The 12,816-nt window shown below is 43.5% G+C and carries 7 protein-coding genes (1 of these 7 only partly in view); all 7 read right to left on the reverse strand.

Annotation, left to right across the window (positions count from 1 at the left end):
• On the reverse strand, nucleotides 1-4,149 hold the 5' portion of the coding sequence (locus KIH87_RS10450) for an SDR family NAD(P)-dependent oxidoreductase (protein WP_232357837.1). Its footprint begins 26,553 nt before the window's first position; only the first 4,149 of its 30,702 coding nucleotides appear in the window; its start codon is at nucleotides 4,147-4,149; the stop codon falls past the left edge of the window.
• Between the two features lie 113 nt (nucleotides 4,150-4,262).
• On the reverse strand, nucleotides 4,263-6,956 hold the full coding sequence (locus tag KIH87_RS10455; protein ID WP_232357838.1) for a thioesterase domain-containing protein: 2,694 nt from the start codon (nucleotides 6,954-6,956) through the stop codon (nucleotides 4,263-4,265).
• 247 nt (nucleotides 6,957-7,203) lie between these two features.
• Entirely contained in the window at nucleotides 7,204-8,172 is a 969-nt protein-coding gene (locus tag KIH87_RS10460; RefSeq protein ID WP_232357839.1) for a hypothetical protein, read from the reverse strand.
• A gap of 352 nt (nucleotides 8,173-8,524) precedes the next feature.
• The gene (locus KIH87_RS10465) at nucleotides 8,525-9,274 is read right to left on the reverse strand and encodes a polyketide synthase (RefSeq protein WP_232357840.1); all 750 of its coding nucleotides are present in this window, start codon (nucleotides 9,272-9,274) and stop codon (nucleotides 8,525-8,527) included.
• Between the two features lie 2 nt (nucleotides 9,275-9,276).
• Nucleotides 9,277-10,068: an enoyl-CoA hydratase/isomerase gene (locus KIH87_RS10470; RefSeq protein ID WP_232357841.1), complete on the reverse strand. Its 792-nt coding sequence runs from the start codon at nucleotides 10,066-10,068 to the stop codon at nucleotides 9,277-9,279.
• Nucleotides 10,056-11,315 (reverse strand): hydroxymethylglutaryl-CoA synthase family protein, encoded by a 1,260-nt coding sequence (locus KIH87_RS10475; RefSeq protein WP_232357842.1) that lies wholly within the window; start codon nucleotides 11,313-11,315, stop codon nucleotides 10,056-10,058. The genes KIH87_RS10470 and KIH87_RS10475 overlap by 13 nt, the downstream gene beginning before the upstream one ends.
• 39 nt (nucleotides 11,316-11,354) lie before the next feature.
• Nucleotides 11,355-12,794 carry a PfaD family polyunsaturated fatty acid/polyketide biosynthesis protein gene (locus KIH87_RS10480; protein WP_232357843.1) on the reverse strand — a complete coding sequence of 480 codons (1,440 nt, stop codon included), beginning with the start codon at nucleotides 12,792-12,794 and terminating at the stop codon, nucleotides 11,355-11,357.
• Nucleotides 12,795-12,816 lie beyond the last annotated feature (22 nt).

A 12,816-nucleotide genomic window follows, 5' to 3' on the forward strand; every position in this document is an offset into this window, starting at 1 on the left:
TAAAACAACATGAGCATTAGCACCGCCAGAACCAAAACTGCTGATCCCGGCATATCTTGGCTGATTATTCACCACGTCCCAATCCTTGTTTTGAGCAACAATATAAAGGGGCGAGTCCTGGATCTCGATTTGAGGATTGAGCGTTGTGAAGTGGTTAGTTTTCGGGAGTATTTTGTTTTGAAAGCATAGAATCGTTTTTAGCATACCGGTAATACCAGCTGCCGCTTCCAAATGACCTAAGTTACTTTTAACAGAAGCAACGCCACATGAAGAAGATGGAGCTGCCGCCCCCTCAGCAAAGCTGGCGAATGCCTTTTGCATACCACGAATTTCAATAGGATCTCCCAGAGAGGTACCGGTTCCATGAGCTTCCAGATAGCTAAGTTGATCTGGAGTTATGCCTGCATTTTTCCATGCCGACTCTAGCAATTCCGCTTGTTTCTGCGGGTTAGGTACAGTGAGCCCGCCGGCGAGTCCACCGTGGTTGGTGGCACTGCCTTTAATGAGTGCGTGAATAAAATCGTGATCGTTAATGGCTTGCTGTAAAGGCTTGAGTAAAAACATCACAGCGCCTTCTGAGCGCACATAACCGTTGGCACTGGCGTCAAAGGTTTTGCAGAGCCCATCAGGAGCAAGCATACCCGCCTTGTAGTAAGCAATGGAGTTGGCAGGATGGCAAATCAGGTTAATACCAGCCACCAGTGCCTGAGAACACTCACCTTTTTGTAAAGACTGAACGGCGCTATGCACGGCAACCAGAGACGAAGAACAGGCTGTATCAATTTGTAAGCTCGGCCCGGACAAGTCAAAGAAATAGGAAATTCGGTTGGCTAATACCGCTAAGGAACTTCCCGTACCGTGATGGGCTTCGACTTCTACACCAATATTATTTCTTAACTGCGCATAATCGGAACCACTGGCGCCAATGAACACGCCCAAATCTCGCTGTGTCAGCTTTTCAGGCAATGTACCTGCATTCTCAAAACACTCCCAGGCCAATTGCAACAATATCCTTTGCTGCGGATCCATGATCTCGGCTTCTTTAGGCGATATTCTGAAAAACGCAGGATCGAAACCAGCAATGTTATGCACAAAGCCACCCCGGGCAATGCCCAAGTGGCTTGTTAATGGATCGATGCCATCAGGCCAGTCGAATCGCCCTTCTGGCAATTGCCCAATGGCGCTTGAACCGTTGAGTAATCTTTGCCATAAATCATCCGCGCTTTCGATGCCATCAGGAAGCTTGCAAGCCATACCGATAATGGCGATGTCTGTGTTGTTTGAATGGTTTTGAGCCTCGACTTGTGATGCCGATGCTGCAGTGGCACTGTTTAACTGTTGTGGAGCATGATCAAGAGTCTGCAAAAGGTACTCAACGACCTTACCTGGCGTGTTGTATTCAAAGAAAAATGCGGACTCAAGAGATATGCCGTAATACTGGGAAATCTGCTCTTGTAATTCCAACAGCTCAGCAGAATCCAGACCAATCTCCATCAAAGGTCGCGCAAGGTCAAAATGCTCTTTATCTTCCCCCAAAAGCGACTCAATGATGCTCTGCACAAATTGAGTTATTTCTTGTTTTCGTTGTTTGTCTTTGCTTGTTTTATTTAAATCTTCGATTCTAAGCTCGCCAGAGTTTTGCTGCTCTGCAAAAGATGCGACTTGTGCATTGTCTGCGCCAAGTGCAGAAACCAGGTATTCAATTACCTGTTTGGGCGTGTTGTATTCAAAGAAAAACTCGGGGGCTAATATAACCCCAAAATGCTGTGCAATGGTTTCCTGCAGGTCTAGTAAGTTCACTGAGCTGAGCCCAGTTTCCATCAACGGACGATCCATGCCAAAGTCGGCTTTATTTTCTTCTAAAATCGCTTCAATGGAGTCCTGGATAAAGGTTGTAATATGTTGTCTGGAGTGAGCCTTGTGTGAGTCCTTGGGAGCGGTGGTCACAGGCTGGATTGAATGATGCACCAGCTTTTGCAGACTACGAGGCACTCGATAATGGATATTGTACCTAACCAAAACACCATAGCCTTCATTCACAGTATCGGATGGACGATAGCCCGGCATCTCTTTTTCGATATTAGCGCCGTGTGACTCATGAAATGACAAGACAGGATCTTTAACTCGCCCTCTGGCATCTCTTAAATGAATATAGTCACTAAATGTATAGCCTTTCTCTGCATGGTAGTTTTTCGTTAGTGTTACCCCTACCACTGTTTTCACACCATCGACCACGGCACAACGCTGGAGCATAAATTCGAGAAGCTGATCGCCTAAATTGAGGTTTTGGAACGCAGGATCGACATTGACCGCTAACAACTGCACCACGGTTCCTAAAGGATCATGGCATTGATGTACTGTTGCAGCAGTTTCCCCCTCAAGTCTTTCAACACTTTCAATTCTCTGACTATAAACAACGCCAACAACTTCGCCTTTTCTTTGCAGTACAAATTGCCCTTCCGGATAAGTTTCAATTCGAGCGCGGATCGTGGCATCGGGGGATTTAATTTCATTCTTCCAGCACAGTCTTTCTAACTGATAAAGTTTGGGTAAATCGTCGAAGGTGGCATGACGAATAATGTAATCCCGCTTTTCAAAATGATTCAGAGTAACTTGACAGAAATTAGCGCTTGTTGGATAGCGCTTGGGTGGGAATTTGCCAAACAAGCCAACCTGCGCAGCCAATAGCATGAACGACTCAGCATGAAGACAATAGTTGCGTGACAAGCGATGCAGAATGTCGAGATATACAGCGCCACTCTCATTAGATTCTATTTGTAACGGCTCGCCGCTCAGTTGATGCGGTTCCAGCAAGATCAGGTTACTGTATTCAATCGCCTCAACGAAACCCGTCAGGTACTTTTTCCAGGCGCTGAAAACCTGTAGAGAAGAGAGTAGCACTCCTTGAGAATTAACATACTGGCTCTGGTAAGTTCTGACCAAAATGTCCAAAGCACTATCAATGGCAATTGCCTGATTATCTTTCAGGCTGGCACTAATAGGAAAGTGGTGCCCGGTTAATCCGAAAAGCGACCCAATATATAACACCTGACTTGAGTCTTTATATCCTAAACCAGAGACGGTTTTATGAAGAGTCGCTGGATCACTACAATCGGCCTCAATCGTTTGATACGGCAATGCCTGCAGGATGCTTTCAGCCTGGTTTAATACATCTCGGTCATGATCAATGACAAGCAAGGTTAACGGATATTGTTCGAGTATTTTCCCTCGTTCACTTTGGGTCACAATCGAGTGATAAAGATGCGCTAACAGTGAAACTTCAGCGCCAATTCCTGCCAATACCACAGGTTGCCTGTTGTAAGGTGCTTGATTGAATACCCTTAATACCAATGCCTCAATATCTTTAACAGACTGACTGTGTTGCTTTTCTTCAGGTAAACGACCTTCATCAAGCAGGAAATTGACACTGCGACGATAAAGGTTTATTTCAGGTTTATCTGCCTCTAAAGCATGGTCTAACTGCCCAAATATACGTTGTTCCATATTAAACAACATCGAGCGATAGGCATCGACAACACCTAAGACTTCTATTTCGCTCACGCTTTGTTTTGCAGAATCGGTAAGCTGCCATACTTCGCTTGAATCAGTAAGCCATTGTGTATGTTTAAAAAACGTTTCAATGTTTTGATGAAGTGACTTGGGAAGGTGTTTTAACGTTTCTCCGTTCACTTCACCTGAATCCAGTGCTCCTAATCGCTTCAAACCAAGCAGAAGAAGAACACATAGCGCATCTTGCGCAACGCTGATAAAGCTTTCTTCAAGCTCCTCGGCTGGCTGTAATACTTGAGTAAGCTTTTCATTTAAGGCTTTTTGCCAGTCTTTTTCAGTCAATAAACGCTCAGGGGAAACTTCGTACAACCGGGTTAGGTTAATGGCATTTGCAGCAACATGGGCTTTTCTGCTAAGACGATAGGCATCTTGATTATTTTCCTCAAGCCAACCCAATGCACAAAGAGCCTGTAAGACGAGAGTGAAATCCCCCTCATTGGCTTTAAACTGTTTAATGAGATCAGAACGGCTGTGGAATTCCTTTACATCCAACAGTTCAAACAATCCTTGCTTTGCACACGCCTCAATAAGAGGAACAGCAACAAAGCCACGGCAATACCGATTCAATACAGAAAGCATTTTTCAAAAACTCCGTGAATGTCCCTCGCTACCGAAAAGCCATTTACCTGAGAAAGCCTCCAGGCAAGGTGTTTTTGGCGACGATTATTGGAAAAGGTAGAAAGGGGTAATCTTTAATTTGGGTTAGTTGCTACTTTTTTTCTCGACTTGAAAATATTGGGTACAAAGCGAGAAATGAAGCTTGAATTTGAGGAAACCAAATTCTCGGGATTTAAAACACCATGTTTATTCTTCAAGTTTTCTTTGAAGGACGTTAAAAATGCATTGCTTACGCCTTCTTCTGAATACAAACCTTTAGAAAATTCAGCGATAGCCTTATACACTTTTGGCACCAGGAGTAGATCCATATGATTAGGCGCATCAACATCCAGAATTTCAAAATTAGGAATATACTTCTGCCATACAGACCAGTAGTTAGTGTGATCAACATAATTCTCAGCGCTGGAAATACTGAAATAAGGCTCTAATTCACCAAAAAACATTCCGTTCTTATTACGGAAGTAATAGCACTTAACCGAATCGGGATACAGAAGTGGGCGCAACCCGTAACGATGAACCTCGAATTCACGGTAATCATTGCTCATTTGTTCGATTCTTTCGTCAAATGCTTCCTCGGTCACACTACCTCGGGTTACCGCTAAATCGATCAACTGTCTTTTGAAGAGCTTTAGTTTCAGAGAAGTGTCAACTTCATTCCTGTTGATTAAGGTTTTAGTCAAGTCTTGAGGAGCCTGAATAATTGTTCCAGCCAGCGCCCAGTTCACAGATATCAATAACCCACTCTTCGGTGTTGTTTTAAGTTTCTTTAATCCATTCGTATCCAGAGTATCCAACATCACAATGGAGGATACCTGTTCACCCATTTCCTGTATTTGACGAGTGATTTCGTAGCATATCAGTCCCCCTAGCGAGTAGCCGCCCAGATCATATGGCCCCTCTGGCTGCACTGATTTCATGATACTAATGTAATAAGACGCTATCGCCCGGATCCCCTTGCAGGATGCGGGTCTGTAGCCTTTTGACTGGATGCCATAGAAGGGTCTCTGCAAACCTTCCGCAATATTGTAGTAAGGGTACACGCCCCCAACACCACCATGTATCCAGAACACCGGACGTCCTTCTGTGGCGCTGTTAAGATGAATAAGTTCTGAGTATTTATTGGATTCTTTCCGTACACGTTCTTTGTCTTTTAACACAACTGGGACATCGACTTTTTTACGTGCCGTGGGAGCTGGGTTCTGTTGGGGCCTTTTGGCGACAGGAAGATCAATCAACTGAGGTGCAGATCCACTGTACAAAGCTTGCCAATCTACCGTTCCACCACCAACCCAGGCTTGAGCAAGTTGTGCCACATCTTCGCCAGATGCGCCTTGCGCAACGCGTTGTTGCAAGGCTTGAATAGATTCGTTTTGCGCAGAGGCCATCTGGTTTGCTGATACCCGTCCATGCCAAATATTGGATGTCGCTTTGCGTTTTTGGAAATTGGCAAGTTTTTGCTGGATATCGGCATTCATCAGCTCACTTGGCGCCTTTAAGAAATGCAATACGTGCCATAATGAATCCGCCACCTGGTTGTCTTCGATGGCCAACTCCCAAAGCTCGTTCATTAATACGGTTCTATCTTCTATCTCTTTCTTTAATTGAGGATTATCGTCTGCTGCGTCGGTTAAGCGAATATCATCCAAACTTCCACGTTGCCAGGTTTGATTGTTTACTTGCGCTAACCGCTTTTGGAACTTCTCTGCCAAGCCAATCAATTCGCCTTTCTGTCTGGTGAAAACTTCACCTAACGTTACCGCAGAGAGAATAGCGGCGGTCATACCTTGACCATAGACGGGATTATAGGTACAGACAGCATCTCCCAACGTCACAAAGCACTCAGGGCGCGCGCTCATTTTCTCAAAATGAAACACTCGACTTACGGTTTTATTACGGCTGTGAATTGATGAAAGCGGCTTGGCATCCTTTATGGCGTCGTAGATATCCGGCTCAGGTAAGCTACGTGCAAACTCAAGAAACTCAGCATCAGTTCTTGATGAGATATCACCAGCCCCGGAAAGGGTCACCATCCAACGATTGTTTTCCACCGGATAGATACAACCGCCCAGAGAATTCTTGGTTTCGTCAGGGTATATGGCCAACATTTTCCAGTCAGCCTGGAAGTTTTTCGGCTTATCATACAAACGACAGTTGTAAACCAGCGGTGGCTGAATCGCTGTTTCTTCAGGCTTTTCAAAGCCCATGTCTGCAAGCCAATCCCTCGCTTTAGAGCCTCGCCCCGCGACATCAACCACGAAATCAGCCGACAAATCCGATAAACCGTCCTTCTGTTGTAAAGTGATACCTGTCACTCTATTTTTCTCGGCGTCATATTGCAGAGAACGAACCATACCTCTTTCAATAAACTGGATTTTGTCGTTGGCGACTAATTGCTTATGAATATGCCACTCTAACAGGGGACGACTACAACCATATATCCAAATATCAGAATCGTATTTTGGGACTTTTCCTTGTGGCAGTATTGCTTCCAGATCTGCACCAATATTAATTTTAACTGCGCCGTCAGACTCTAGAGATGAGAGTAACTTTGGAAATAATCCATCAAGTATTCTTAAACTTTTGGCCAATAATATATGCAGATAGTGACCTTGAGGCACGCTTCTTCTTGGCTCAGGCTGCATTGGAAGAGCATCTCTTTCTACTACAGTTACTTTAGAAAAGTGATCGCAAAGTATACGGGCGCTAACCATTCCCCCTATACCGCCACCGATCACAATAGCATGTTCTCTGCCAGAGTAATTGTTCATATTCAAAGTCTCTTAGTTAATCTTTAAAGTCGCCAGACACATTTCTATGAGTGCATACTCAATCAAGCACATCAGGCATCGCCTTGAATCACAACAGGGAATACTTTTGAGCACATAAGGCTCGTTCAACCCGGTCATGAATGGGCTTATAGATTTCTTTTAAATAGGTGAATGAGTCGGTCTTTAATAGCAATTTCCAGCGTTTAAAGACCTGTAATAACGTCTGATTGCAAGCTCAAGAGAGCGGCTATGATTCTTGTGCCTGTGCTTTTTTTCTGGCTTCTTGAGCGTTGTATTTTCTTATCAGTTGCTGATACCAGATGAATTTAGGGTTGTTCCATTGAAACCCCGTTAATATTTCATCCAGGCGATAGGCTTCTTTTTCACGCTCGGTCATTTTCTCAAATTTCGCTTTTTCCTTTTCAGGCAATATATGCATGAGCGATGCTAAGTTGAACGGTAAGCCATAAGGTTCCAGGTTGCCGTGGTGATGAATAGCGTGCTGCGTCCTCTCTGCGGCTTTGGGATAAATACCCGGTATATATTGATGTCCAGTCACATTTTCCCAAACCTTAATGGTGTAGTAGATGCTTGCCATAAGTGGATTGAATAATGCGATGGGTCTGCCAAGGGCTTGACGTACAACGCCCTCTAAAAACCCACTTTCATCAGCCGCCAATAATGCGCTAGGTATGGCATCATGATGGGCTCCATGAAGATAAACAAAATCCAACTCAGCATTATGACCTAACCAGTGATCGCGATAATACCAACGTAAAATCCCACCAAGACTATGGGAAAACACGAAATAGTTGGCGATACAAATAATGGGTAAAAAGAGCACTGAAAAATTCAGGTAACTAACAACCAGATACCAGGGTATAAGCATCATTAAATGCGCTAACAACCCGGTAAAATAGCTATGGAAAATCTCTAAAGTGACACCTGTTTTTTTGGTCACTGTTCTTTTCCAAAGCGTTTCTATCAAAACATCTCGTACCAGTTCTTTCTTAATCAAATGGGCAACGAGTATCACTGTACGGTAAGCAGTAATTATCGCAAAGTGTATATAGATCAGATAGAAAGCCACTTCACGCACAAGTTCTGTATTGTGTGGAAGTTGAGGTGTCAAACTAATAAGGACATTTTCAACCAATAAAATGCCCGCCGCGATTAGCATCACTGGCTCAATGTTAACCAGACGGTAAATCACCATGTACCAAAATTCCTGCGGCCTGCGGAATATAATGGGTACCGTAAATTTAACGCCGTGCCTCAAAGGAAAAACCACGAGCATTATGGCGCAAAGTATTAGCCCGGTTTTTGCCATTACATTTTCAAATCCATATGAAAAAAACAAAGCCAATGCACACATAACTATCATGATTACATAATCAAGAAAGTCACTTTTAAGGTAGGTAAATCGTTTCTTTTGCACCCCAAGCAAATGGTGGTAACGGTTCGCCTCTTCCTGGTTCATGTCGTTTTCCTTATTAAGAATTATTTATCAAAATGATTACGCTGAGGTACATCGCTATCACAATCAGAAAACTTAGCGCTGTGGATTTTCACCTTCCAAATGAAGCTTCTATGCGCTCTTTCACTTCAGGCTTATGAAAAGTCAGGTCGTGCATTTTGACCTCAAGTTCAATGGCTTTTGGCAGTTCTTTACGAAGGTCTCCAATCAGGTGATCCTTCAATACAACAAGCGATTCCCTTGGTTTCTCCGCAATGGTTTTAGCCAGATTCATAGCGTAATCCATAACGTCTTTTCGAGGCAGAACAGGGAAAGGAACACCACGACCTTGTAATTCCTCACCATAATAAGTCTTGGCAGAAATCATCATTTCTTCAGATAAACTCAGCCCTAGCTTCTTTGGCAGAATAAAGGTTGACCCCATGCCAGGAGTAAAGCCATATTTCATAAAGTTAGCCGTATAAATACTCTCCCTGCTCAGGATCACAAAGTCAGAAAACATGCCCATAACAAAGCCACCGCCGATCCCGTGTCCTTGCATGGCAGAAATAACCGGAATAGGACAGTTCAGCGCCAGGCTATACAATGCCGCATCTGTAAATTTTCCTTTTCCTTCCGAAAGAGAAAACAACGCTTCTTGTGTTCCGCCACTAGAAAAATAACTGTCATAGCCCGTAAAAATGACAACCTTGTATTGGGTCATGTTTTTAATGGTTTCAAATGACTGAATTAATCCATCAATCATTGGTTCAGTGAAGGTATTCTTATGCACTTTGTCCTGCATTTTAAGTTGCAGAATACCCTCTCCAACCTCTTTCAATTCAACAACCTGATCAGACATAATCAATCATCCTCCCAAGGGAATTTCCCTGTGCGCGCATACCGTGCAATCAGGTGCAAATTATCAGGGTCAGAGAACACTTCTTTGTTCGCAGCAAGCGCATCAAACTTCCTTACGGTAAGCGTATCATCAAGCTTATTCATGTAACGCTTATAGCGAGCAATCCCTGATTTGGATAATCGTCTCAATCGCAACAAATGCCGTCTAAGTAAATTTTCACTATTCTCTTCAACAGCATCCACCAAGCCCCATTCATGTGCTTGTTTAGCGGAAATAGGCTGTGTCATTAACGTCATGTAGTTGGATTTTGAAAAGCCCATACGACGAATAAGAAAAGGTAAGACGCAAGCAGGCATCAAACCAAAAAGCAGTTCAGATAAACTAAACACCGCTTTTTCTTCACATAGAACCAGATCACAGGCAGCAACAAAGCCAATGCCCCCTGCGTTGGCTTTACCTCGAACATGGGCAACAGTAACACAAGGACAAGAGGCTAATTGCAACCACAGGTTGTACAAGGTTTCGGGGTCTTGTTCCTCATGCTGCTCTGGATTTTCCACCCCTTCCTGAATCTCTTTAAAATCAGCACCAAAGCAAAACACCTCTGGCAACCCTTCCAATACAACCACTTTCACAGACTCAACGCATAAGTTAAGCACTTCAGTGATCTCATGAATGAGATGGTTATTAATGGTGTTATTCGATTCGGGACGATGAATCTGAATAGTACATACATCGTCTCTGAGGCTGACTCGAATCGTTTCGTAGGCTTTAGCTGGATTTAAGATACCCATTCATACTCCCTATGAAATTCTTTTATCTGCTTTAAGAACAACACTTCTTTTCCGAGGGCGCTTCGGGAACGCGTCATAAAGCTGCTGTCTAACACCATGTTGCGCGTACCAAACTTAATAGAGTGACTTCTGGCAAGAAGCTCTTCATATTCTTCCATGGAAAGCTCGGCTCTATTATCCAGGTCTTCTTTTAACCTTTGTTCACGAAGACGAGCCTGCCCTTCTGGTCTCACAACCCCGCTAAAGAACTCTGAACAACAACCGGAACCATATGAAAATACTCCGATACGTTGTGGGCTATCTAACTTAGCGTTGTATATGGTGCTAGCCAGAGAGAACATCGCAGTTGCTCCCATGATGTTCCCTACCCGTTGACAAAAAGTAAGGCCCGGGGTTACACGACGCTGAAAATCGGCTTCTATGACATCAGGTTTTGCCTTAACCATTTTTCGCATCATGTTTCGGTGTGCCCCTTTGATCATGCCGCCAAACGGGGTATGAAAAGCGAGATAACCAAAGCTGTCGACATAATCAACGCCTTCAACGCGCTTTTTATATTGCAAAAACGCATTTTCACAGCAATCCAGGTAGGACAATAATGATAGATCTGCGTCACCCGCTTCTGCGTCAGGGGAAGGTCTACAGGTATCCATTACCTCGTAACCATAATAGCCATTAGCACCGACATCGACCTGAAAGATATGTGGCTTGTCACTGATCAACATGGCCACAGCCCCGGAACCACCTGTAGGTTCAGCAAACGACCAATCTTCACTCAAGGCGTCACCACCTTCTTCAACCATGAAACGAGAAATATCCGTCGCGATAACTAATGCTTTAGCGCCTGGAGAAGCTTGTGACAGAATAAAGTTAACGCCAGTTTGAAATCCGGCAGCGCCAGAATAACAAGCGTTTTTTAATTCGAATAAGCGACAGTTTCGATTTAACCCCAAAAGGTCATGGCAGTAGGTGCTCATTGATTTACCGAAATCAATACCTGATTCAGTACAGGTAATGACCATTTCAATACTGTCTTTTTCTTCAGGGGTTAAAGCATCAATGATAGGTTTCGCTGCATTCACTGCGAACGAGATCGGATCTTCGTAAGGAAGCGCAATACTTTTTTGCTTCATGAGTAAGTTTTCAAAACGACTCATATCCAAATTACGGTATCGTGCCAGCTTTTCTACATCTAAACATGTCGTGCCAGCAAAAAAGTTCATTGCTTCAATTCCAACTAAACTCATATTCTTGTTCCAGGGTATTAAATGATTGATTTAAGATATTTAGCGCTTGATCAAGTTGATAATTTGGCTATTCAGTAACTCAGCCGTTTCACGCATCAGTTTTTCGGCAATTTGATCAACGTGTCGGTTACGCCACGATTCCAAATGAGTGTTCTTAACCCACTGATTAAAAGCACCCAGCGCAGGGCCTGTATGCACTTGAAAATCAACTTGGTTTTTTTCATCTCCAGTGAAAGCTAGCTGATTGGCATAGGCAAAATACCAACGAAAAACTAACGCCATTTTATGCTTGCTGTTCTTGGCCGCTTTTTCCAAAGTTGCGTGCTGATTTTTACGTTGATGATGGGATTGAACTTCTTGCCAAACTTGATCAAAAGATTTCTGAAAATATTTATTTTCCACCTGATGCCTGATTTTTTCAGGTATTTCATCCCAACTGTTGTAATGACTGTAAAGTGAAAATAGTTTGTTCGCTCTTGAAGGGAAAAATATCCCTTTCTTAAGTACCTGGATTTTTGCCCCTACTTCAAACATGTCTCCCGCAGGCGCATAATCCGTGTCTTGTACATTGATATCTTGCAGTAGATTCTTAACATAATCGCTGGTTCCCGCCTCTACCGTACACTGATTAATGGAACCAGTAAGAATAAAGTCAGCCCCCATCATGAAGGCTGCGACAGCCGCTTGCGGTGTGCCGATACCGCCAGCTAACCCGATATGGATTTTGTGAGCCGATTGTCGTTCCTGCTCGATTTCTTTTCTTAAGCTTTGCATAGAGGGAAGCAACACAGAGGCAATTCCCTGATCAGTGTGCCCACCCGAATCAGCTTCAACACAAATATCATCACTCATGGATATGTGCTTAGCCATGTCAGCTTGTTGCTGCGTGATTTTGCCTTCTTTAAGTAACTTGAGGACTAACCTCTCTGGTGGTGGACTCAAAAATGCACGGGCGACTTCAGGACGAGATATTTTTGCAATAATCCTGTTGCGACATTCTATTGTTGAATCGCTTTTTTGATGAAGCCCACTTAAGCGGTAATAAATCAACGCTGGTGTCATTTGCATAAAAGAAGCAGCTTCTATGCAAGTTATCCCATATTTGAGATAGAGGTTTACAGTATCCATTTCGACCTCAGGGTGATCTAAATGGGAATGTAAATTCATTCCATAACTGTGCTCAGAACCAAGCTCTTGCTGAATAAACTGAATTTCCTTTTCTATTCTCTCAAGGCTCATACCGGCAGTACCTAAAAAGCCCATAAGGCCAGCTTTAGCTACGGCAATGACCAGCTCTTTAGACGCAATTCCTTTATACATAGCTCCTGTAAGGTATGCATATTTAATGTTGTAGCGTTCACGAAAACTATTTGCACCCAAATCCTCGGGATGAACGGCAATATCATGTTCCTCAGGACTATATGTTTTATGTTCTGCATTTAATCCTGTTGTTTGTATCGGCATAATTTTTCTTTGCATTGGTTTGCTATTTGATGATGCA

The organism is Paraneptunicella aestuarii (assembly GCF_019900845.1).
GTDB lineage: Bacteria > Pseudomonadota > Gammaproteobacteria > Enterobacterales > Alteromonadaceae > Paraneptunicella > Paraneptunicella aestuarii.